The organism is Streptomyces sp. FH025 (assembly GCF_017427025.1).
In the GTDB taxonomy this organism is placed as follows: domain Bacteria; phylum Actinomycetota; class Actinomycetes; order Streptomycetales; family Streptomycetaceae; genus Kitasatospora.
Window position 1 is genome coordinate 1 of the sequence record NZ_JAFLNG010000016.1, and the last position, 23,322, is coordinate 23,322.

17 protein-coding genes are annotated in these 23,322 nt (G+C 71.3%); 7 read left to right on the plus strand and 10 right to left on the minus strand.

Features of this window, described 5'->3' with window-relative positions; all coding sequences use genetic code 11:
- Positions 1-249: 249 nt before the first annotated feature.
- The 4 genes from J0670_RS02260 to J0670_RS02275 all read right to left on the minus strand — a co-directional run bounded on the left by J0670_RS02260 (position 250) and on the right by J0670_RS02275 (position 5,734).
- Positions 250-2,361: an NEW3 domain-containing protein gene (locus J0670_RS02260; RefSeq protein WP_307806345.1), complete on the minus strand. Its 2,112-nt coding sequence runs from the start codon at positions 2,359-2,361 to the stop codon at positions 250-252.
- Between the two features lie 276 nt (positions 2,362-2,637).
- Positions 2,638-3,492, minus strand: a complete 855-nt coding sequence (locus J0670_RS02265) for a carbohydrate ABC transporter permease (protein WP_207809037.1) — start codon at positions 3,490-3,492, stop codon at positions 2,638-2,640.
- Positions 3,492-4,445, minus strand: coding sequence for a carbohydrate ABC transporter permease (locus J0670_RS02270; protein WP_374223052.1), 954 nt, complete (start codon positions 4,443-4,445; stop codon positions 3,492-3,494). The genes J0670_RS02265 and J0670_RS02270 overlap by 1 nt, the downstream gene beginning before the upstream one ends.
- Positions 4,446-4,474: 29 nt before the next feature.
- Positions 4,475-5,734: an ABC transporter substrate-binding protein gene (locus J0670_RS02275; RefSeq protein ID WP_207809039.1), complete on the minus strand. Its 1,260-nt coding sequence runs from the start codon at positions 5,732-5,734 to the stop codon at positions 4,475-4,477.
- A gap of 318 nt (positions 5,735-6,052) precedes the next feature.
- On the opposite strand from J0670_RS02275, the gene J0670_RS02280 reads away from it, so the two are divergent.
- Positions 6,053-8,053: an alpha-galactosidase gene (locus J0670_RS02280; protein WP_207809041.1), complete on the plus strand. Its 2,001-nt coding sequence runs from the start codon at positions 6,053-6,055 to the stop codon at positions 8,051-8,053.
- A gap of 79 nt (positions 8,054-8,132) precedes the next feature.
- Here J0670_RS02280 and J0670_RS02285 read toward each other — a convergent pair whose 3' ends face one another.
- A complete protein-coding gene (locus tag J0670_RS02285; RefSeq protein ID WP_207809070.1) occupies positions 8,133-8,918 on the minus strand; it encodes a DeoR/GlpR family DNA-binding transcription regulator in 786 nt (261 codons plus the stop codon).
- Positions 8,919-9,132: 214 nt separating this feature from the next.
- Between J0670_RS02285 and J0670_RS02290 the strand changes: the two genes are divergently transcribed.
- The 4 genes from J0670_RS02290 to J0670_RS02305 are packed head-to-tail and all read left to right on the plus strand — an operon-like array spanning position 9,133 to position 12,693.
- Positions 9,133-10,005: an SIS domain-containing protein gene (locus tag J0670_RS02290; protein ID WP_207809043.1), complete on the plus strand. Its 873-nt coding sequence runs from the start codon at positions 9,133-9,135 to the stop codon at positions 10,003-10,005.
- Entirely contained in the window at positions 10,002-10,916 is a 915-nt protein-coding gene (locus tag J0670_RS02295) for an ROK family protein (RefSeq protein WP_207809045.1), read from the plus strand. The genes J0670_RS02290 and J0670_RS02295 overlap by 4 nt, the downstream gene beginning before the upstream one ends.
- On the plus strand, positions 10,913-11,854 hold the full coding sequence (locus J0670_RS02300) for a 1-phosphofructokinase family hexose kinase (RefSeq protein ID WP_207809046.1): 942 nt from the start codon (positions 10,913-10,915) through the stop codon (positions 11,852-11,854). The genes J0670_RS02295 and J0670_RS02300 overlap by 4 nt, the downstream gene beginning before the upstream one ends.
- The gene (locus J0670_RS02305) at positions 11,845-12,693 is read left to right on the plus strand and encodes a class II fructose-bisphosphate aldolase (protein ID WP_207809048.1); all 849 of its coding nucleotides are present in this window, start codon (positions 11,845-11,847) and stop codon (positions 12,691-12,693) included. Before J0670_RS02300 ends, J0670_RS02305 begins: the two co-directional genes overlap by 10 nt.
- Before the next feature lie 52 nt (positions 12,694-12,745).
- Here J0670_RS02305 and galT read toward each other — a convergent pair whose 3' ends face one another.
- Complete coding sequence (galT, locus tag J0670_RS02310; RefSeq protein ID WP_207809050.1) at positions 12,746-13,873, minus strand: galactose-1-phosphate uridylyltransferase; 1,128 nt, start codon at positions 13,871-13,873, stop codon at positions 12,746-12,748.
- Positions 13,874-14,131: 258 nt separating this feature from the next.
- On the opposite strand from galT, the gene galK reads away from it, so the two are divergent.
- On the plus strand, positions 14,132-15,277 hold the full coding sequence (gene galK, locus J0670_RS02315) for a galactokinase (RefSeq protein ID WP_207809052.1): 1,146 nt from the start codon (positions 14,132-14,134) through the stop codon (positions 15,275-15,277).
- A gap of 15 nt (positions 15,278-15,292) precedes the next feature.
- Here galK and J0670_RS02320 read toward each other — a convergent pair whose 3' ends face one another.
- The 4 genes from J0670_RS02320 to J0670_RS02335 all read right to left on the minus strand — a co-directional run bounded on the left by J0670_RS02320 (position 15,293) and on the right by J0670_RS02335 (position 20,270).
- On the minus strand, positions 15,293-16,099 hold the full coding sequence (locus tag J0670_RS02320) for a DeoR/GlpR family DNA-binding transcription regulator (RefSeq protein ID WP_207809053.1): 807 nt from the start codon (positions 16,097-16,099) through the stop codon (positions 15,293-15,295).
- Between the two features lie 400 nt (positions 16,100-16,499).
- Positions 16,500-17,540, minus strand: coding sequence for an ABC transporter permease (locus J0670_RS02325; protein ID WP_207809055.1), 1,041 nt, complete (start codon positions 17,538-17,540; stop codon positions 16,500-16,502).
- Positions 17,537-19,111, minus strand: a complete 1,575-nt coding sequence (locus tag J0670_RS02330) for a sugar ABC transporter ATP-binding protein (RefSeq protein WP_207809057.1) — start codon at positions 19,109-19,111, stop codon at positions 17,537-17,539. Before J0670_RS02330 ends, J0670_RS02325 begins: the two co-directional genes overlap by 4 nt.
- Positions 19,112-19,220: 109 nt before the next feature.
- Positions 19,221-20,270, minus strand: coding sequence for a substrate-binding domain-containing protein (locus J0670_RS02335; protein WP_207809059.1), 1,050 nt, complete (start codon positions 20,268-20,270; stop codon positions 19,221-19,223).
- 629 nt (positions 20,271-20,899) lie between these two features.
- Between J0670_RS02335 and J0670_RS02340 the strand changes: the two genes are divergently transcribed.
- Entirely contained in the window at positions 20,900-23,299 is a 2,400-nt protein-coding gene (locus J0670_RS02340; RefSeq protein ID WP_207809061.1) for a ricin-type beta-trefoil lectin domain protein, read from the plus strand.
- Positions 23,300-23,322 lie beyond the last annotated feature (23 nt).

The window sequence follows — 23,322 nt, forward strand, 5'->3', positions numbered from 1 at the left end:
GACGACGGTGAAGCCGGTCAGGTCGAGGTCGCCGGGTTCGGTCTGACCGCCGAGGCCGGCGATGCGCTCGCCCTCGATGGCCAGGCGGTCGCCCTCGACGACGCCACCGGGCAGGACCAGTCGGGCGCCGGCCAGGGCAGTACGGTCCGTGGCGATCACGGCCTCCTTGGGAACGGGAAGGGGAACACCGGGTGTCCGGCGTCGAGCTGGCCGCCCGGCCCGCGGGGCGGACCCCGCGGGCCGCGCGGATCACGGCTGGACGGTCAGCGCGAACACGTGGATCGCGGGGGCGTCGGGCAGCCTGACGGAACGGATCGTCTTGCCGGGCGTCAGCGGGACGGTGTTGGTGAAGACGCCGTAGCTGATGCCGAAGTTGGCCGGACCGGTGGGCGTGTTGCGGTGGTCCATGGTGAACGCCGTCTTCGCGCCGAAGGCGTCGGTCGGGGTGCAGCACCAGTTGGGGAAGCCGAGTTGGCCGGTGCTGGTGGTGCCGTCGGTGTAGGTGACGGTGACCGTGCCGGAGACGGAGCCCGCCTCGGCGCCGAGGAAGCCCAGCGTCTGGCCCTGGCCGCCGAAGGTGATCTCCTGGCCGGCGGCCGACACGTTGTCAGCCCTCCCCGCATCTGCCGACGGCCAGGTGAAGCCGAGACCGTTGGCGCTGATCGCGGCGCCCGGGGTGGCGCCGGCCCGGGCCAGGGCCTGCGTCGAGTAACTGTCCCCGCCGCCGTCGAAGTTGCCGGGCGTGGTGTCGCTCTCGGAGGTGGCACCGACGTTGTTGAACGCGGCCTCCAGCGAGGGGTAGGGCACGACCTGTGTGATCGTCTGCTCACCGCTGACCGTGTCGACCGCGGTCGACTGCGCCCGGTAGCTCGCGGTGGCGGTGACCGCCGTGACCGTGGTGCCGGGAGCGCCCTGGGGGCCGCGCACCGTCACCGTGGCCGATGCGGCCCCGCCCGGTGCGACGCGCGGCAGCGCGACGGTCTCCGGGGTGACGCTCCAGCCGGCGGGAGCGCTGATCTTCAGCTGGACGTCGCTCAGCGCGACGGAGCCGTGATCGGCCAGGCTGACCTGGTAAGTCCCGGGATTCTGCGCCGTGCTGACGTCGCTCCAGGTGATGGCGGTCTCGGGCGCCAGGCCGCGGGCCGCGCCGGGGTGGACCCGGTAGAGCGCCGTGGCGTGCGGCGGCACGTTCGCGGAGATCACGCCGGTCGTCCCGGTGGCCTTCTTGCTCACCAGGTCGTCGAGCCGGTAGCCGTTGGCGGCGGGCAGACCGGCCTGCGCGGCGGTCGTGGTGATCGTCTGCGCGGTGTCGGAGGAGTTGAAGAGCGCGACCGCGCGGTCCCCGCCGGCCAACGGCTTGCTCAGTACGTCGTAGCCGGTTCCGTGCTGGACGACGCGCCCCTGGACACCGAGCCGGTCCTGGTCGACGGCGATGACGTCGCTGTTGCCGAGCACGGCCAGCGCGGAGGGGGAGAGGTGGGTGAGATCGGTGCTGGAGATCAGCGGTGCGGCCATTATCGCCCACAGCGAGACCTGGCTCTGGATCTCGTCCTGGCTGAGCCCGGAGTCACCGGCGAGCAGGAAGTCGGGGTCGTTCCACCGCCCCGGTCGCTGCAGGTCGGCCAACCCGACGTTGTAGCCGTAGTTGTACTTGATCGACGCCCACTTGGCGGGGCCGGGCTCCTGGCCGAGCGCGATGTCCGCGCCCTCCCGCCACAGATTGCCGAGCTGCGCGGACCAGCGGATCGTCGACTCCCAGTTCGCCGCGCCCTCGAAGTAGGCGGGCGCGGAGATCGAGAAGACCATCGGGCGGTGGGTATTGAGCAGCGCCCGGCTCATCGCGGTGTAGGTGTCGCGGTAGCTCTGCTCGTCGGTCTCGCCGGGCTTGGTGGGGACGTTGCAGCCGTCGAGCTTGACGTAGTCGACGGCCCAGGACGCGAACAGGTCCGCGTCCTGCTGCCAGTGGTCGAGGGAGCCGGGGTACCCGCCGCAGGTGCTGGTCCCGGCGTCCTCGTAGATGCCGAACTTCAGCCCGAGCTGATGGAGTTGGCGACCGACGTAGGCCATCCCGTGCGGGAACAGGGTCGGGTCGGCGACCAGGTCGCCCTTGGCGTCGCGCTGTTTGGCCATCCAGCAGTCGTCGATGGTGACGGTGTCGTACCCCTTCTTCGCCAGCCCGGTGGTGACCAGGGCCTGGGCGTTGCCGAGGATCGTCTTCTCGTCGATCCCGCACTGGTAGTACGACCAGTCGTTCCAGCCCATGGGCGGAGTGGGGGTGTAGTTGGGGTACTGGCCGACGGCACCGGGCGAGGAGGGCTCCGCGGCGGTCGCGGGCCGGGCCAGGAGGGTTCCCGCGGACACTGCGGCGAGTGTCGTGCAGCAGGCGACGGTGGCACGGAGCCATCGGGGGAGGGTGGTTGACACGCTTCGACCTCACGGTATCTCGGGGTCAGGGCATGGTGGCTGGTGTTGCCTCAGCCGGGTCATTTCTACGGGGCCCTGCTGAATTTTGACAAGAGCACGGCAGAAGTACTCAATATCGCGCACGGCCAAGCGGGTTGAGAGCATGGATGCGCGTTCAGGCCATGGCGAAGCACGAGGTCGCGCTCCCCGCGCGACCTCGTGGGGTGGCCGGGCCTACTTGACCGAGCCCGCGGTGAGTCCGGAAACGACGTGCCGTTCGATCACCGCGAAGAGCACGACCACCGGGACGATCGCCACCAGCGAGGCGGCGAACACGTAGTTCCACTGCACGCTGTAGGCGCCGATCATGTTGTTGATGCCGACGGTGAGCGGTTGCCGGTCGGGCGAGTTGGTCAGGGTCAGGCCCATGATGAACTCGTTCCAGGCCGAGATGAACGTGAAGATCACGGCGGTGACCACGCCGGGCAGCGCGAGCGGGAGGGTGACGCGGAACAGCGCGCCGATGCGGCTGTTGCCGTCGATCACCGCCGCCTCCTCCAGCTCCATCGGGATGGAGCCGATGTAGGCGCTGAGGATCCAGATCGCGAAGGCCAGGTTGAAGGCGGCGTTCGCGAGGACCAGGACGATCGGGGTGTCCAGCAGGTCCAGCGTGGAGAACTCGCGGTACAGGCCGACCTGGAGGGCGGTGGGCTGGAACATCTGGGTGACCAGCACCAGCAGCAGGAACGCCTTGCGGCCGCGGTAGCGCACCCGAGCGGTGTAGTACGCGGCGGGCAGGGCGACCAGGAGCACGAGCAAGGTCGAGCCGCCGGCCACCAGCAGGGTGGTCTGCAGGTTCTGGCCGAGTGTGGTGTCGGTCCAGACCTTGGTGAACGAGGACCAGTCGAAGTGCGTCGGCAGGTAGGAGTTGTCGCGCAGCTGGTCGGCCGGGCGACCGCCGGTGATCAGCATCTCGACGTACGGCAACAGGAAGAGCGCGGCGAGCGCCCAGGCCACTGCGGTGAGCAGGAGAGTCCGGGCGCGCGGGCGGCGCGGCGCCGTCCGCGGCGGCAGTTGAAGGGTGGTCATCAGCTCTCCTCCCCGTTCCAGCGGCTGACCTTGAGGAAGACGATCACCATGAGGATCACGACGACGAAGTTGACCACGGACATGGCGGCGGACTCGGCGACGTCGTAGCCACGCAGCATGTACATGAACACGGTGGTGGTGGCGGTGTCGGCGTTCGGGCCGCCCTGGGTCATGCCCCAGATGACCGGGAACGAGTTGAAGACGTTGATCAGGTTGATCACCAGACCGACCAGGAAGGCCGGGCGCAGCAGCGGCAGGGTGACCTTGCGGTAGGTCTGCCAGGGCGTGGCGCCGTCGACCCTGGCCGCCTCGTAGACCTCGGCGGGGATGGTCTGCAGGCCGGCGAGCAGCGTGTAGGTGGTGAACGGCAGTGAGACGAAGACGGCGACGAGGACCAGCCAGGGCTTGGCGTGGGTGGCGTCGCCGAGCCAGGCCTGGGCGTGGTCGATCAGGCCGAGGTCGAGCAGCAGCCGGTTGAACACGCCGGCGACCTGGTCGAGCATCCAGCGGAAGCCGATCGCGGTCATCAGCACGGAGGCGGCCCAGGGGGCGATGAGCGCCCAGCGGGTGACGCGGCGGCCGGGGAAGTTCTGGTTGAACAGTTGGGCCAGGGCGAGCGAGATCAGCATCGTCAGGCCCACGACGACGACCGTCCAGACGGCGGTCCAGGTGAGCACTGCGGGCAATCGGGGGTCACTGAAGAGCTTGTGGTACTTGATCAGGCCGGCCGGGCCGTGGTCGGTTCCGGTGGTGTCGATCTTGCGCAGTGAGGTGGTGACCATCTCGATGACCGGCCACACGACCACGCCGAGGATCAGCACGATGGCCGGGGTCAGCCAGGGCAGTGGCCCGAGCCGTTCGAACAGGGAGCGGCGCCTGGGCGACGGGCCTGCGGGCGGGGCCGGCCGGGCTGGGGCGCCGGGCCGGGCGTCTGTGCTGCTGGGGGAGGACACGGTGTGGACTCCTTGTGCGGTCACCCGGGTCACTCGCCGGCCTGCTGGGCGGCCTGCTGGAGTGCGTCGAGGGTCTTCTTCGGGTCGCTGACCGCGCTGCCGATCTGGGTCTTGATCTGCGCGGAGACGGCCGGCCAGGTCGGGTCGCTGAGCGGGTAGAACGTGGCGGTGGGCAGGATCTGCAGGAACGGCGCCAGGGCCTTCTCCTCCGGGTCGGCCTGGAGGGCGGTGAGCGCGGACTGGGTCACCGGCAGCAGGCTGTACTCCTTGTCGAACTTCACCGTGTTGTCCTTGCCGTAGGCGAAGTCGAGGAAGGCCTTGATCTGGTCCTTGTGGCCGCCCTTCTTGAAGGCCATCATCCAGTCGGCGACGCCGAGGGTGGCCTTGCCGGTGCCGTCCTTGCTGGGCATCGTGGTCCAGGTGACGTCCATGTTCTTGACGTCGTTCAGCTGGGTGGGGATGCCGTTGAGCATGCCGACCTTGCCGGAGGCGAAGTCCTTGGCCAGGTCGGTGCGGTTGACGGAGGCCGGGCTCTGCTCGGTCAGACCGGCGTCCACCCAGCTCTTGAGCTGGCCGAAGGTGTCGACGTTGGCCTGCGAGTTGATGGTGTACTTGCCCTTGTCGTCCTGGTAGCCGCCGTGGTTCTCCAGCATCCAGATGAACGACTCGCCCTGGGCCTCCTCCTTGCCCAGCGGCACGCCGAGCGGGATCTCCACCCCGGCGTTCTTCATGGCGGTGGCGGCGGCGGTGAGGTCGGCCCAGGTCTTCGGCGGGTTGGCCGGATCGAGGCCGGCCTTCTTGAAGAGGGTGTTGTTGATCAGGAACATCCGGGCGCTGGAGATGAACGGGAGGCCGTACTGGGTTCCGTCCTGTTCGCCGGCGTGGGCCATCGCGGGGAGGAAGTCGGCGGCGGTGGCGGCGGAGAGGACGTCCTGGGCCGGGTAGAGCTGGCCGTTCTTGGCGAAGTCGGCGTAGCCGCCGGTCTGCAGGATGTCCGGCTGGTTGCCGTTCTGCACCATCGTCTTGACCTGGGTGTCGATGTCGTTCCAGTTGATGACCTGGAGGTCGACCTTGATCTTGGGGTTCTGCTGCTCGAAGGCGGAGATCACGCCCTGCCAGTACGCCTGGCTCGGGTTCTGGCCGTTGGAGCCGTAGTCGGCGGCGACGAACCTGATCGTCGTCACGCCGTCGGCGGAGGTGGAACCGGAGTCCGAGCCCTTGCTGCATCCCGACAGCGCGAGCGTTCCGGCCAGGGTGGCCGCCGACAGGGCGAGAAGACGCTGCTTCATCTCTGATACCGCCTTTGCAGCTGGGGCCGACCCAGCGGCGGCCCGAGTGGGGGTGGTGCAATGTGAGCGAATATGCGCCATGTGATCGATATTTGATCAATATCGAGCAGCGGCGCGAATCAGAGTTTGCCCCGCCGCCATCCCGGCGGGCCAGCCGCGTTACCGAAGCGTTGCAGTCGAGTCAGGGGGCCGATGGCGCGAACCGGCGTCTTGACGCGAGGCGCCTGGCCGCCCGAAGCTGCTCCGTACGTGACTGAAGCTGCGTCATTTCTGCTTCTTTGAATCAATTTCAGTCAGACTGGAAGGATCCCTCACGCCTTGACCAGACGACTCCTGTCCCGCCGGACCACGTCCCTCGCCGCGACAACCGCCGTCCTCGTCGGGACCGCGCTCGGCGCCACCCCCGCCGTGGCGAACGACGGCGTCAGCGCGCCGGCCGCCAACTACACCGCCTCGTCCGCCCCCAACGGCCCGATCGGTGCGCTCCCCCCGATGGGCTTCAACAACTGGGCGCGTGCGCAGTGCACTCCCCAAGCGCCGCTCGACGGCTCGGACCCGCTCCACTACTCGTTCCAGCAGTACATGGAGGACAACGCGAAGGCGCTGTCCGACACCGGTCTGATCGCGGCCGGCTACCAGACCGTCACCGTCGACGACTGCTGGATGTACCGCAACAGCGCCGGCTACCTGCACGGCGCGCTGAACTGGGGCGGTGCCACCGACGTCCGCGACGCGACGAAGCAGCCCGGCTTCGACTACGAGCTCACCGGGTACGGCAGCTACCTGCACACGCTCGGTGCCAAGTTCGGCATCTACGAGACCTCGGGCACGCACACCTGCTCCACCGCCACACCGACCGCCCCCAACCTGCCCAACGGCAGCGAGTACCACGAGCAGGACGACGCCAACTCCTTCGTCTACTGGGGCGTGGACGTGCTCAAGTACGACAACTGCGGCGACCAGGAGCCCGTGCAGACGCTCGACACCCGGATGTCCGGCGACCTGAAGACGGCGGTCACCGCCGCGAACCAGGCCGGCAAGCCCACCCCGAACGTCATGTTCAACATCTCGGCCCCGGCCGGCTACGGCAACGGATCGGGCAAGTTCGCCGCGATGCGATGGGTGCGCCCGCTCGGGCAGCTCTGGCGTGTGGGCCCGGACATCTACAACGACTACGACAACGGCGCCTCCGACCCGTGGAACCAGCCGCTGGGCCGCCAGTCCTCGTACAACTTCGGTGCCTACCAGAGCTTCGACAACACCCTCGAACTCAGCCGCTACCAGGGCCCGGGCAACTGGAACGACGCCGACATGCTGCTGATCGGCGACAACGGCATGACCACGGCCGAGGAGCGCAGCCAGATGTCGCTGTTCTCCGCCCTGGCCGCGCCGCTCGTCATCTCCACCGACGCCCGCAAGTTCGAGCCCGCCTACCTCGCCGCCCACCCGGCCGAGGCCCCGCACCTGAAGGCGTCGATCGGCATCCTCTCCAACCCCGAGGTCATCGCCGTGGACCAGGACCGGCTGGGCGCCGGTGGTTACCGGGTCGTGGGCGGAGGGGCCAAGGCCGACGGCACGCCGGCCGCGGACAGCGGCATCGACGTGGTCGTCAAGCCGCTCGCCGACGGCAGCCGTGCCGTCGTGGTCACCAACAAGGGGGCCGTGAGCGCGAACTACACCCTCGACCTGAGCGCCACCGGCTTCAACGCCACCGGCGGCAAGTACACCGTCCGCGACCTGTGGGCGCACAGGACCAGCAGCTCGACCGGCACCGTCTCGCTCAGCATCGGCTCGCACGACAGCGCCATGCTGAAGGTCACCCCGCCGAAGGGCGGCACCGCCACCCCGCGGGGGCAGATCACCGTCTCGCGCGACGACTGGGGCAAGGCGTCGCTCTGCCTGGACAACCACGCCTCCGGCACCGGCGCCGGCAACCCGGTCGACGTTTACCCCTGCACCGGCGGCAGCAACCAGCAGTGGCAGCTGAACGCCGACGGATCCGTCCGGCTCCTCCAGGCCGGCACGGTCGGCCTCTGCCTGACCGCGCAGGACGGCGCCACCACCGGGGCGCTCAACGGACAGCAGGGCCAGTGGGTCGGCGTCGCGGCCTGCGGCTCGGCCCCCGGCCACCAGACCTGGAGCTACAACCGGGACGGCAACCTGAAGCTCGCCGGCACCGGCTCCTGCCTGGACGTGTACCGCGGCACCACGACAGCCGCCGGCACGCCCGTCGACCTGTACTCGTGCGGCGCCGCACCGGATGCGGTCCAGACGAACCAGACCTGGGCCGCACCGTTCAGCGCCCCGCCGTCGGCCTGACGGAACGTCACCACCTGTGCGGTGCGGGCGGGTTCGACTGCGCCCGCCCGCACAGCGGGCCCCGGTTCGCAGGCGGGTGCTACACGCAGTGCACGTCCACCCCGAGGGCGGTGAACCGTTCCACCAGCTCCTCCGGGGCGTCGGCGTCGGTGACGAGCACATCGATCGCGCTCGTGTCGCAGACCTGTGCGAACGCGCGCTTGCCGAGTTTGGTGGAGTCGGCCACCACGATCACCCGCTCCGCCCGTTCGGCCATCGCCCGGTTGGCGCTGGCCTCACCCTCGTCATGGGTGGCGGCGCCGAACTTCGGGTCGACGGCGTTGACGCCGAGGATCGCGTAGTCCAGTGAGATCGCCTGCAGCATCATGGTCGCCAGCGGTCCGGTCAGCTCGTAGGACTGGGGCCGGGCCACACCGCCGGTGACCACGGTCTTCACGTACGGGCGCACCGCCAGCTCGTTGGCGATGTTGATCGCGTTGGTGACCACGGTCAGCGCCGTCTGAGTGCCGTGCCCGGCCAGATCGGTACGGGTGGCGAGCTCACGGGCCACCTCGGAAGTGGTGGTGCCGCCGTTGAGCCCGACCACCGCGCCGGGCGGGACGAGCGTGGCGGCGGCCTTCGCGATGCGCTGCTTCTCGCCGGCCTGACGCGAGGTCTTGTAACGGAGGGGCAGGTCGTACGCGACTTCGCTCAGCACCGCGCCGCCCCGCGTCCGGGTCAGCAACTGCTGGCGGGCGAGCTCGTCCATGTCCCGGCGCACGGTGGCCGCGGAGACGCCCAGCAGCTCGGCCGCCGTCATGACATCGATCCGGCCCCGGTCGCCAAGGATCTCCAGCAGCCGAGACCATCGCTCATCCGGGCTCATCATCACTCCTCGAATCGGCCGTCCCTGGTCACGAGCCTATCCGCCGGTCGTCACCGACCTGGTACCGCGATCCTCTCGATGAAACCAGTATTGCTCAGAGATGACGCATTGGGCTATGAATAGATCAGTTTCACGCAGATGCTTGCAGCGTGAAGCAGTGCTCGGTGCGGACCGATCCCCGAGCACCACCGTGCCCCCAGCGAGGAGAACCCTGATGAGCCACGTCGAGCGGGAGATCGCCAGCCAGCCGGAGTGCTGGCGCAAGGCGCTGGACCTGGAGCCCGCCGGGCTGCCGGAGCGCGGCGAGCGGGTGGCCGTGATCGGCTGCGGCACCTCGCTCTACATCGCGCAGGCGTACGCGGGCCTGCGCGAGGGCGCCGGCCTCGGTGAGACCGACGCCTTCGCCGCCTCCGAGTTCCCGGCCACCCGCGGTTACGACCGCGTCGTCGCCATCACCCGCTCGGGCACCACGACCGAGGTGCTGGCCGCGCTGGAGCGCTGCGGCGCGATGCCGACCGTTGCGCTCACCGGCGACCTCGCCACCCCGATCAGCACGGCTGCGAACACCGTGATCGACCTGGAGTTCGCCGACGAGAAGTCGGTGGTGCAGACCCGCTTCGCCACCACCGTGCTGGCGCTGCTGCGCGGCCACCTCGGCCTCACCCCCGCCGACCTGATCGCGGACGCCGAGCGGGCGCTGGCCGACCCGCTGCCCGAACGGGCCGTCGAGGCGGGCCAGTTCACCTTCCTCGGGGCCGGCTGGACGGTCGGTCTGGCCAACGAGGCGGCGCTCAAGCTGCGTGAGGCGTCCGGGTCGTGGACCGAGTCCTACCCGGCCATGGAGTACCGGCACGGCCCGATCAGCGTCACCGGCCCTCACAGCGTCGTCTGGTTCTTCGGCGAGCCGCCGGCCGGACTGGTGGACCAGGTCCGGCCCACCGGCGTCGCGGTGTCGGTGAGCACGCTGGACCCGATGGCCGACCTGATCCGCGCCCAGCGGCTCGCCGTCGAGCTGGCCAAGGGCCGTGGCCTGAACCCCGACCAGCCGCAGGGCCTCACCCGCTCCATCGTGCTGACTCGGCCGTGAGCGCCACGGCGATCGCCCTCGACGTCGGCGGCACCTACATCAAGGGCGCGGCGGTCGCCGGGGACGGCGGCCTGTTCCACACCGAGCGCTGGTTCACCCGGGCCGAGCGCGGACCCGAGGCCGTGCTGGAGACCGTCCTCGACTGCGCCGCCGAACTCGCCGAGCGCTTCCGCCCGGCGGCTGCGGGGATCGCCGTGCCCGGCATCGTCGACGAGGCGGCCGGCACCGCGGTGCTGGCCGCCAACCTCGGCTGGCGCGATCTGCCCGTCCGGCACTGGCTGTCCGAACACCTGGGCATCCCGGTCGCGTTCGGGCACGACGTGCGGGCCGGCGGCATCGCCGAGGCCAGGGCCGGCGCCGGCCGAGGCAGCCGCGACTTCCTCTTCGTCCCGGTCGGCACCGGCATCGCCGCCGCCGTGATGGTCGACGGGCGCCCGCTCACCGGCAGCCACACCCGCGCCGGCGAGCTCGGCCACCTGGTGGTCCGCCCCGGCGGCGAGATCTGCGCGTGCGGTGCCCGTGGTTGTGTGGAGACCCTCGCCTCGGCCGCCGCCATCGCCCGCCGCTACACCGCCGCCACCGATGAGCCGGGCGTCACCGCCCAGCAGGTCGGCGAGCGCGCCGCAGCCGGGGACATCGCGGCCGCCACCGTCTGGCAGGAGGCCGTCGACGCGCTCGCCGACGGCCTGGCGAGCGCGATCACCCTGCTCGACCCCGAGCGGATCGTGATCGGCGGCGGTCTCTCCCTGGCGGGCGAGCCGTACTTCGCGCCACTGCGGGCGGCATTGACGGCGCGGCTCACCTTCCAGGCGGTTCCGGAGCTCATACCCGCCGAACTCGGCCACGAGGCGGGCTGTTTCGGTGCCGGACTGCTCGCGCGGGACCTGCTGGGGGCGGGAGTGGCGGCGTGATCCTGACCGTCACGCTCAACGCGGCCCTGGACGTCACCCACCACCTGGAACGACTGCGCCCGCACGGCAGCAACCGCGTCCGGACGGTGGCCGAACGCGCGGGTGGCAAGGGCGTCAACGTCGCCCGGGTGCTGCACGCCCTCGGCCACCAGACCGTGGTCACCGGTCTGGCCGGCGGCCTCACCGGCCGGGCGATCCGCGCCGAACTGGCCGCCGCCGGCCTCGCCGACCGCATGCTGACGATCGCGGGCGAGTCCCGGCGGACGGTGGCCGTGGTCGAGCAGAGCGTCGGGGACACCACGATCCTGCTCGAACCCGGCCCGGTGGTGGGCCCCGAGGAATGGGCGCGGTTCCTCGACCACCTCGACGCACTCCTGCCGGACACCGCGGCGGTGGTCCTCTCCGGCAGCCTCCCGCGCGGCGTTCCCGAGGACGCCTACGCCCGCCTGCTCCGGCTCGCGCACGCGCGCGGCGTCCCGGCGGTGCTCGACGCCGACGGGGCGGCACTGCGCATGGCGCTGCCGGCCGGACCGGCCCTGATCAAGCCGAACGCGGACGAGCTCGCCGCCGCCACCGGCCGGGCGGACCCAGTGGCCGCCGCCCGCGCGCTGCACGCCGCCGGAGCCGGGGCGGTGGTCGCCTCGCTCGGTGCGGACGGCCTCATCGCCGTCACCGCGCAGGGGAGTTGGCAAGCCCGCCCGCCCGAGCGGCTGGCCGGCAACCCCACCGGCGCCGGCGATGCCGCGGTCGCCGCGCTCACCCTCGGCCTGGTCACCGGCGAGCCCTGGCCCGACCGGTTGGCCGAGGCCGTGGCGCTGTCCGCGGCCGCCGTCGCCGCACCGCTCGCCGGCGACTTCGACCCCGCCGTCCACCAGGCCCTGCGGACCGGGGTGGACGTCCGACCCATCGCAACCGAGGAGCTCAAGCCATGCCCCTGATCGGAACCGGCGAGATCGCCACCGGCGCCGTGGCCGCCGCGCGTGGCGTCGGCGCGTTCAACGTCATCCAGCTCGAACACGCTCAGGCGATCGTCGCCGGCGCGGAGGCCGCCGGTGCCCCGGTCATCCTGCAGATCAGCGAGAACGCCGTCCGCTACCACGGTGGCCTCGCGCCGATCGGCGCCGCCGCCCTCACCGTCGCCCGCGCTGCCACGGTGCCGGTCGCGGTCCATCTGGACCACGCCACGTCCGTCGAACTCGTCCACGAGGCAGTGGAGTCGGGCTTCACCTCGGTGATGTTCGACGCCTCCGTGCTCGCCTACGAGGAGAACGTGCGCACCACCGCCGAGGTGGTCGAGCACTGCCACGCCGCGGGCGTCTGGGTGGAGGCCGAACTCGGTGAGGTCGGCGGCAAGGACGGCGTCCACGCACCCGGCGTGCGCACCGATCCCGCCGAGGCCGCGGCGTTCGTCGCCGCCACCGGCGTGGACGCGCTCGCGGTGGCCGTCGGTACCTCGCACGCCATGCTCACCCGCGATGCGGCACTCGACTTCGAGCTCATCGGACGGCTGCGCGAGGCGGTCCCGGTGCCGCTGGTGCTGCACGGCTCCTCCGGCGTGGCGGACGAGGACCTCACCGCCGCAGTGGAGGCCGGCATGACCAAGGTCAACATCGCCACCCACCTCAACCAGGTGTTCACCACCGCCGTCCGCAGGGCCCTGGCCGACGACGCGCGGCTGGTCGACACCCGCCGCTACCTCGGCCCGGCCCGCGCCGCCGTCGCCGCCGAGGTCGCCCGTCTGCTCGGCGTGCTCAGGGCGGTGCTCCCGGCGGCCTGAGCCGCGAACGCCGTTGCGGCCTGTCCGAACCCGCCGTCGGCGAGCCGCCGCGTCACTCCCCTCGGGCGTCTGGGGGCAGGCCGGGCGCGGCGGCGCGGAGCCGCTCGGCGGCGGCCTCGGGGCTCACATCGGTGACGAAGGCGTCGAGCCCGGATTCCACGCCCGCCAGGTACTTGAGCTTGCCGGGGGCGCGCCGGATGGTGAACAGCTCCAGGTGCAGCGCGAGTTCGTCGCCGCCGGTCTTCGGCGCCTGGTGCCAGGCCGCGATGTACGGGGTCCGGTTGGGCGCGGATCCGGGCTCGGCGGGGAACAGCGCGTCGAAGCGGCGCAGCAGGTCGAGGTAGAGGCCGGGGAACTCGGCGCGCTCGGCCTCGTCGAGCGCGGTGAGGTCGCGGACCCGGCGGTTGGGGTAGAGGTGGACCTCGTAGGGCCAGCGGGCGGCGAACGGGACGAAGGCGCTCCAGTGCTCGCCCTGGAGCACCAGCCGTTCGCGGGTGGCCCGTTCGGCGGCGAGGAGGTCCTCGAAGAGGTTCCGGCCGGTGCTCGCCCGGTATGCCCCCGCCTGGGCGATCATGCGGGTGGTGCGGGAGGGGACGAAGGGGAAGGCGTAGATCTGCCCGTGCGGGTGGGCCAGCGTGACGCCGATCTCCTCGCCGCGGTTCTCGAAGCAGTACACCTGCTGCACGCCGGGCAGGGCGGACAGTTCCGCCGTGCGGTCGGTCCAGGCGTCCAGGACGAGGCGTGCCCTGGGCTCGTCCAGGTCCGCGAAGGAGGCGTCGTGGTCGGAGGTGAAGCAGACCACCTCGCAGCGGCCGTTGCCCGGCCGGAGGGTGTGCAGGGGCTCGTCCTGGGCCGTCACGTGGTCGGCGGAGCCCGTGGCGAGAGAAGGGAAGCGGTTCTCGAACACGGCGACCTCGTAGTCGGCCGCCGGGATCTCGCTGAGCCTTCCGTCGCGGGAGGGGCACAGCGGGCACTCGCCGGCCGGCGGGTGGTAGGTCCGCTGCTGGCGGTGCGCGGCGACCGTCACCCACTCTCCGAGCACCGGGTCGAGCCGGGTCTCGGAGAGGCTCGCGGCCGGCTCCAGCGGCCGGGTGTCCACGGCATCGCGGGGTGCGCCCGGCTCCTGGTCGAAGTAGACGAGTTCGCGGCCGTCGGCCAACGTCGTGGCGGTTTTGTGCACCGCTGTACTCCTTATGTCTGGGATGTCGGCCCGGCAGTTTTCGAGCTTCAACAGATTCAAACAGGAGCGATCGCTTGTCAACAGGCGTTGGCGTCGATAGCGGACGTTCCGGGCCGTCGACTCGCCCTAAATGGACATGGTCATCGCAGATGTTGACCGTGGCAGCGGTCATGTTTGATTATGTCGGAAATCGTTCCCGCCTGCTGAGGGAAGTCGCCGGCGGGAACCAGGACGCGGACCAGGCATGGAGCTGAACAGATGATCGACGAGGCCGCCACCGACTTCGAGGCCGTCCACGGCGCACGGTCGAGCGGCGTGTGGGCCGCTCCGGGCCGGGTGAACCTGATCGGTGAGCACACCGACTACAACGACGGCTTCGTCCTGCCCATCGCCCTCCCGCACACCACCCGGGTCGCCGCCCGCCGTCGCGAGGACGGCCGGCTGCGCCTCTACAGCGCCCAGGGCGACGGCACCATCACCGACCTCGCGCTCGACGCTCTGGCCCCCGGCGTCGTCGCCAGCTGGGCCGCCTACCCGGCCGGCGTCTGCTGGGCGCTGGCCGAGGCCGGGTTCGCGATCGGCGGGGCCGACCTGTTCATCGACAGCGATGTGCCGACCGGCGCCGGACTCTCCTCCTCGGCCGCCCTGGAGTGCGCGACGGCCGTGGCCCTGAACGACCTGTACGAGCTGGGCCTGACCGCGCCGGAACTCGCCCTGATCGCCCAGCGGGCCGAGAACGCCTTCGTCGGCGTGCCCTGCGGTGTGATGGACCAGATGGCCTCCGCCTGCTGCACGGACGGCACCGCGCTGTTCCTCGACACCCGGACGCTGGAGCAGCGGCACGTCCCGCTCGACCTGGCGGCGGCCGGACTGCGGCTGCTGGTGATCGACACCCGGGTCAAGCACGACCTCGGCGACGGCGCCTACGCCGCCCTGCGAGCCGGCTGCGAGCGCGCCGCCGAACTGCTCGGCCTGCCCGCGTTGCGCGACCTCCCGGCCGCCGGCCTGGAGGCGGCCCTGGACCGGCTGCCCGACGAACTCCGGCCGCTGGTCCGGCACGTGGTGACCGAGAACGGGCGCGTGGCGGCGGCCATCGAGCACCTGGACGGCGGCCGGATCGCGGAGCTGGGGCCGATCCTGACGGCCGGACACGCCTCGCTGCGCGACGACTTCCGGGTCTCCTGCCCCGAGACGGACCTCACGGTGGAGGCCGCCGTCGCCGCCGGGGCGCTGGGTGCCCGGATGACCGGAGGCGGCTTCGGCGGCTCCGTCATCGTCCTGGTCGAGGCCGAGCGCGTCGCGGAGGTCTCGGCGGCGGTGGAGGGGGCCTTCCGCTCGGCGGGCTTCGCCGCGCCGGTCACCTTCACCGCCGTTCCCTCGGCGGGCGCCCGCCGGGTGGGCTGACCCGGCCCGGAGGGATCAGCCGGTCTTCGGGACGACGACGAGCTCGCCGACCGCCTCGGCGAGCACGCTGCGGGCGGCCGCGGGCAGGGCGTCGTCGGTGATGAGGCAGTCGACCTCCGCCAGGGTCGCGAAGCTGCTCAACCCGACGACGCCCCACTTGGTGTGGTCGGCGACCACGACGGTGCGGCGGGCGGAGGCGATCAGGGCCCGGTTGGTCTGCGCCTCGGCCAGGTTGGGTGTGGTGAGGCCGGCCTGCTCGCTCACCCCGTGCACGCCCAGGACCAGCAGGTCCACGTGCAGGGACCGGATCGTCTGGTCGGCCAGGGCGCCCACCAGGGCCGCCGAGCGGGTGGGCGATCCGCCGGTCAGCAACAGCGACGGGGCGGTCTCCCTCCCGTCGCTTCCCGCTGCCCACAGCAGGTCCGCGATCCGCAGGGAGTTGGTCACCACCGTCAGCTCCGGGACCTCCAGCAGCCGGGAGGCGACCGCGTAGGTCGTGGTGCCGGCGGACAAGGCCACCACGCTGCCCGGCTCCACCAGCTTCGCCGCGGCGTCCGCGAGCGCGGCCTTGGTGCTCTCCTCCAGGGCGGACTTGGCGTCGAACCCGGGCTCGAAGCTGCTCGCCGTCCCGGTCGCGACCGCGCCGCCGTGGACCTTCTCCACGGTTCCCTGGCGCACCAGCGCGTCCAGGTCCCGGCGGATGGTCATGTCGGACACGCCGAACTGCTCGACCAGCTCGGCGACCCGGATCGCGCCGGTCCGGCGGATCGTCTCCAGGATGAGCGCCTGGCGCTGGGCGGCGAGCAACGTCTGGTCAGCCACGAAGGACCTTTCGATCGAACGAGCACGTACGGCGGAGCGGTCCCCGTCGGCGACCGGGAACGCGGCCGGAGCCTGTGTGATCCATTATCCCCGCACACCGGCGGGCCCCGGCCCTCCGGTTGACGATGAGGAACCGCCGGTGCCGCGAGCAGTCGCGGCACCGGCGGTTCGCCGGCGGTCCGGCCGATCCTCGCGGCCGACCGCCCGTCCCGCCCGACCGGGCCCGGATCCGTCGCCGCCGGCGCGGTGACGGATCCGGGCAGCCCTCGGCCCGACGGACGTCGGGGGCCTCGGGCCGCACCTGGGTGGGGGCCGGGGGCAGCCCGGCCCCCACCGGCCCACGGGACCGGACCGGAGGGATCGTCCGTCCGGCCCCGCGGGAGTGTGCGGGCGGCGGCCGTCAGGCGGGCAGGCCGACCGCGCGTTCGCGGTTGCGGCGCTGCTGGATGACGACGGCGGCGACCAGCAGGGTGCCCTGGGCGACGTTCTGCCAGAAGGCGTTGATGCCCTGAACGGTGAGGCCGTTCTGCAGCGCGCCGAGCAGCGCGACGGCGAGCAGCGTGCCGCCGATACTGCCCTTGCCGCCCTTGAGGGCACAGCCGCCGAGGGCGGCGGCAGTGATCGACTGGAGCTCCAGGCCCTCGCTGCCGGAGACAGGCTGGCCGCTGCCGGTGCGGGCGGTGAGGAGGACGCCGGCGAGGGCGGCGACGGTGCCGGAGAGCGCGTAGGCGGCGATCAGGTACTTGTTGAGGTTGATGCCGGCCAGGCGGGCCGCGGTGTCGTTGCCGCCGATGGCGTAGATGTTGCGGCCGATGTCGGTGTAGGTGAGCAGGGCGTGGACGGCGGCGGCGGTGAGGATCAGCAGCCAGACCATGGTGGGCAGGCCGGCGATCTTGCCCCGGCTGAGGAAGACGAAGACCGGGTCGTTGAGCACGTAGCCCTGGGCGCGACCGTCCGAGACGAGCTGGGCGACGCCCTTGTAGGCGGCCAGACCGGCGAGGGTGGCGATGGTCGGGTTGACCCGGCCGTAGATGATGACGACGCCGTTGAACAGGCCGATGCCGGCGCCGATGGCGAGCGCGGCGCCGATGCCGAGGTAGGGGTTGGAGCCGGCGGAGGTGAACACCATGGCGCTGGTGACGGAGGCCAGTCCGGCCTGGGAGCCGACCGAGATGTCGAGGCCGCCGCAGATGATCACGACGGTCTGGACGACGGCCAGCAGGCCGGAGATGGTGGCGGCCTCGGCGATGACCTGGATGTTGTCCCAGCCGACGAAGTTGGGGTTGAGCCAGCCGAAGAGGGCGACGACGGCGACCAGGGCGCCGATCAGGCTGAGGTTCTGCCCGCCGACTGCGGCGAGCAGGGCGCGCGGGCCGCCGGACCGGACGGGCAGGGCCCCGGCGTCCGGCGCCGGGGAGGTCGGGGGAGTGGCGGTGGTCATCGGGTCTCTCCGGTGTGAGCGGGGGTAGCGGTGGCGAGGTCGTCGGCCATGGCGAGGGCGAGGATGGCCTCTTCCGTCGCCTGGTCGCGGGTGAGTTCGCCGGTGGTGCGGCCGTTCTGCATCACCACGACCCGGTCTGCGAGGCCGAGGACCTCGGGCAGTTCGGAGGAGATGACCAGGACGGCGGTGCCCTCGCGGGCGAGGTCGGCGATGATCTGGTAGATCTCGGCCTTGGCGCCGATGTCGACGCCGCGGGTGGGTTCGTCGAGGATCAGCAGGTCGGGCCTGCGGGCGAGCCAGCGGGCGAGGACGACCTTCTGCTGGTTGCCGCCGGACAAGGTGCGGACCTCCGCCTCGATGGAGGGGGCGCGCACGCGCAGCCGGTCGGCGTACTCCTGGGCGAGGGCCTTCTCCTGACGGTGCTTGACGAACCGCCATCGGCTGAGTCGGCGCAGGCTGACCAGCGAGGTGTTGTCCCGGATCGTGCGCTGCAGGAACAGCGCCTGGGCCTTGCGCTCCTCGGGGGCCAGTCCGATGCCGGCGGCGATGGCGGCGCGGGGGTTCCTCAGGCGCAGGACCTCGCCGCCCAGGGCCACCGTGCCGGAGTGGATCGGGGTGTCGCCGGCCAGGGCGAGGGCGAGTTCGGAGCGCCCCGCGCCGATCAGGCCGGCCAGCGCGACGACCTCACCGGCCCGGACCTTGAGGCTGATGTCGTGCACGTCGTCGGTGGTGATGCCGTTGACGTCGAGGACGACGCGGTCGGTGGCGACCTGCTGGCGGACGAAGAGTGAGGACAGGTCGCGGCCGACCATCAGCTTCACCAGCTCGCTCTCGTCGGTGGTGGCGGCCTGGACCACCCCGGCGACCTGGCCGTCGCGCAGCACGGCGATGCGGTCGGCGAGCTGGAAGATCTCCTTCATCCGGTGGGAGACGTAGATGACCGCGATGCCCTCGTCGCGCAGCCGTCCGATCAGCGCGAACAGGGCCTCGACCTCGTGCTCGGAGAGCGAGGAGGTGGGCTCGTCGAAGGCGATCGCGCGCGGTGGGACGGCACCGGTCAGGGCCCGCATGATCTCGACCAACTGGCGCTGAGCGGCGGTGAGTTGGGAGCCGAGCAGGTCGGGATCGAGGACCTTGTCGAAGCCGAGGCGGTGCAGGTCGGCGGTGATGCGGCGGCGCAGTTCGACGCGGTCCAGGCGGCGCAGCCCGGTGCGGGGCAGCGAGCCGGCGTAGACGTTTTCGGCGACCGGGACGTGCGGGATGATCTCGGGTTCCTGCGGGATGATCCGGATCCCGGCCCGGCGGGCGTCCTGCGGGGAGTGCAGGTCGAGGGCCTGGCCGTCCAGTAGGACGCGTCCCTCGGTGGGGCGGTGGTCGCCGGTGAGGATGCGCAGCAGGGTGGACTTGCCGGCGCCGTTCTCGCCCATCAGGGCGGTGACCTGGCCGGGCGGGAAGGAGAGGGTGACGCCCGTCAGCGCCTGGACGGTACCGAAGCGCTTGGACACCGCCTCGGCGCTCAGGCCGGCGGAGCCGCCCGGTGGTGGGAGGGGCGCGGGTTCAGGTGGGGTCATCGGGGCCTCGTTGGCAGTGCGGTACGGACGGTCTTCGGGAGCGGCGGCGGTGCGGCGGGCCGGTGAGGGCCTGTCGCACCGCCGGCTCGACACGGCGTCAGGCGCGGCGTCAGCTGCAGGACACGCCCGCGGACTGCCAGGTGGCGGCGTCGACCATCTTGGTGGGGGCGAAGGCCTCCTTGGGGAAGTCCTTGCCGTTCTTGAGCTTGTCGTACATGGTCTGCACCGACAGGGCGCCGACGTCCTTGCCGTTGATGAACAGGGCGGCCTTCATGCCGGAGGGCTTGCCGGAGGCCCAGTCCTTGCAGGCCAGGTAGGCGCCGAGGCCGACGCCGTCGATGTCGTCGGGGTTGATCCCGGCGTTCTGCAGGGCGGTGACGGCGCCCTGGACGTTCTCGTCGTTGCAGCCCCAGGCCACCCAGTGCTTGACGCCGGGGTTCGCGGTGATGGTGGCGGCCACCTTGTCCTGCGCGCCGGTCGGGGTGTTGTCGGTGGCGACGTCGATGGTCTGCACGCCCGGAACGGCCTGGTCGAAGGCGTCCCTGGCGGACTTGACCCGGTCACCGCAGACGGTGACGTCCTGCTTCCAGACGGAGATGATCCGGGTCTCGGCGGTGCTCCAGCCGGCCTTCTTGAACTCCTCGGCGGCTCGCTGGCCGACCTGCTGACCCATCTGCTGGCCGGAGAAGCCGATCCGGGGCACCAGGTCGCCCGCGGCGCACTGGGCGGGCGAGGGGCCGCTGGTGCAGACCTGGTCGTCGGAGGTGAGCAATGCGGTCTTGGCGTCCCGGGCCGTCTGGACCACCTGCGGGCCGACCGCCGGGTCCGGCACCACGATGATCAGGCCGTTGCTCTTCTGGGCGATCGCGGCCTGCACTTCGCTGACCGTCTTGTTGGCGTCGTTGCCGAGGTTCACGACCTTCAGGTCCGCGCCCAGTTCGGCCGCTTTGGCCTTGGCGCCCGCGGCCTCGTCCACGAAGTACTGCTGGTCACCCTGCTTCTGCAGGTAGGTGATCGAGACCTTGCCGGACACCGGGGCCACTGGGGCGTCGGCGGCGGACGACGAGGTCTGCCCGGTCGAGCACGCGGTCAGACCGAAGGAGGTGACCAGGCTCAGCGCGGCGAGCGAGGCCAGGCGGCCACGGAGGGGGAGGTGCATGGGGGCTCCTGAGGGTGGGAGGCCGATCGGCTAGTAGCAACACAACCGATCAGAAAGCATCACAATCAAACACAATGGAGCAAAAGGAAACGCCCGGCTCAGGCTTGAGTCAAGCTCACGTTTGCCTCCTGGGCAGTTTCGAAACCTTCTCGTTATCCCCGTCCGGCCACCGCCCCACCCGGGTGCTGGCGAGTGCGGATTCGGCGCGGCGGGCGGGCAGGGTGTGCCCACGCTTGACCGCCGCCCGGCGATCTTCCTGGTCACAGGCGGTCCGGGTGGCGCTTCGAGTACCTTACTAGTCAGTAGGTAAGTGCTCGGATAGCTTCCGGCAAAGCCGGTGCAGCGTCAATAGCCGGCGGTGTGGCGGTTCGGGCCTCGGTTGCGTCGAGTGTCGGGGTGTGCCGCCTGGGCACGTGGCCGGTCGTATGCGGCGGGTTGTGGAGGCTTGAGCGATGCGTTGAATCTTCTGCAAAGTTGTTGATTGATGTTGGAAGTTGGGTCTACGCTCCAGCCTGGCGTTCCGGCATGCACCCGACAGCACTCGGCGTTCCCGGTCGACCCCATTCCCCGTGACCCGAGCCGTTCGGCCCCTCGCGCACGCCGCCAGAGCCGCAGGACAGGAGCACTCGATGAGCAGATCCCCCCACCGGTTGCGCAGGAAGCTCGCCGCGGCGGCCCTCGCCCTGGGCGCCGCAGCAGCCCTCGCAGGCGCACCCGCAGCCGTCGCCGCGCCGAAAGCCACCGCCGCCGCCTCCACCGCTGTCACGGTCGACGGCACCAAGCCGGGCCTCACCTTCGACGGGGTCGGCGCGATCTCCGGCGGCGGTGGCAACTCCCGGCTGCTGGTCGACTATCCGGAGCCGCAGCGCAGCCAACTGCTGGACTACCTGTTCAAGCCCGGCTACGGGGCCTCACTACAGGTGCTGAAGCTGGAGATCGGCGGCGACACCAACTCCACCGACGGCGCCGAGCCCAGCATCGAGCACACCAGGGGCACCGTCGACTGCAACCAGGGCTACGAGTGGTGGCTGGCCGAACAGGCCAAGGCTCGCAATCCCGACATCAAGTTCTACGGCCTGGCGTGGGGCGCCCCCGGCTGGATCGGCAACGGGAACTTCTGGTCCCAGGACACCGTCGACTACCTGATGTCGTGGATGGGCTGCGCGGCCCAGCACCACCTGAACGTCTCCTACCTCGGCGGGTGGAACGAACGCGGCTTCGACAAGTCCTGGTACGAGAACCTCAAGAGCACCCTCGTCGCCCGCGGTTACGGCACCACCAAGGTCGTCGCCGCGGACGACGGCTGGAACGTGGCCGACGCGATGGCCACGGACCCGGCGTTCAAGAACGCCGTCGACATCGTCGGGGTCCACTACCCCTGCGGGTACATGAGCTCCTTCACCAACTGCCCCAGCACGCCGACCGCCCAGGCGCTCGGCAAGCCGCTGTGGGCGAGCGAGAACGGCTCCGAGGACGCCGACGCGGGTGCCCCGGCGGTGGCGCGCGGGATCAACCGCGGCTACCTCGACGGGAAGATGACCTCGTTCATCAACTGGCCGGTCATCGCCTCGCTCTACCCCGACCTCTTCTTCTCCACCGACGGCATGTCGATCGCCAACCAGCCCTGGTCCGGCAACTACGGCATCGGCAGGACGACCTGGGCCACCGCGCACACCACCCAGTTCACCGAGCCCGGATGGCGCTACATCGACGCCGCGAGCGGCTACCTCGGCGGTGCGCGCGCCAACGGCAGCTACGTCACGCTGAAGAGCGCGAACAACCGCGACTACAGCACCGTCATCGAGACCCTGGACGCCACCGCGGCCCAGAGCGCGAGCTTCACCGTCACCGGCGGCCTGTCCGCCGGCAAGGTCCACGTCTGGTCCACCGACCTCAACTCCGCCAACCCCGCGGACTGGTTCGTCCACCAGCAGGACGTCACCCCGGCCCACGGCGGCTACACCCTCACCCTCCAGCCCGGCCGGGTCTACACCGTGACCACCACCACCGGCCAGGGCAAGGGCACCGCCACCCCGCCGGCCGCCGCGCCGATGAAGCTGCCCTACACGGACGGCTTCGACACCCCGGCCACGACCACCTCGCCGAAGTACTTCACCGACATGAACGGCGCCTTCCAGGCCGTCGCCTGTGGCGGCGACAGGGCCGGCACCTGCCTGCGCCAGATGGCCCCGACATCGCCGATCCGCTGGACCGACGAGCCGTACAACGCCCCGTACACGATGATGGGCGACGGCAGCTGGTCCAACTACACCGTCACCGCCGACACCCTGTTCGAGCAGTCGAGCACCGTCGAACTCCTCGGCCGGGTCAACCAGCAGGGCCGCAACAACAACGGCCTGAACGCCTACCACCTGCGGGTGAGCGACACCGGCGCCTGGTCCATCGACAAGAGCGACACCACCTGGAAGTTCGCCACCCTCGCGAGCGGCACCACCACCGCCCTGGGCACCGGCCGCTGGCACACCGTCGCGCTCACCCTCGACAACGAGACCCTCACCGCGAGCATCGACGGCACCGCCGTCGGCACCGCGACCGACGCGAGCTTCACCAACGGGCGCGCCGGCCTCGGCGTGACCGGCTACCAGACCGACCAGTTCGACAACTTCGCCCTCACCCCCGGCACGCCCACCACCCACACCGGCCCGATCGCGTCCGCCCTGCCCGGCACCTGCGCCCGCCCCGCCGCCGGCACCAGCGGTGCCGCCGTCCAGCTCTGGGCCTGCGACGGCAGTGCCGAGCAGGTGTGGACCCGGTCCAACGGCACCCTCACCCACAACGACAAGTGCCTCGACGTCACCGGCGGCGCCACCGCCAACGGCGCCCCGGTCGAACTGTGGGACTGCACGGGCGGGGCCAACCAGCAGTGGACGCCCCAGCCGGACGGCACCCTGAAGAGCGCCCAGTCCGGCCGCTGCCTCGACGACCCGGCCTACGCCACCGCCAACGGCACCCCGCTGGAGATCTGGGACTGCAACGGCGGCGCCAACCAGCGCTGGACCCTGCCGTAACCACCTGGCGCTCCGGACCCGAT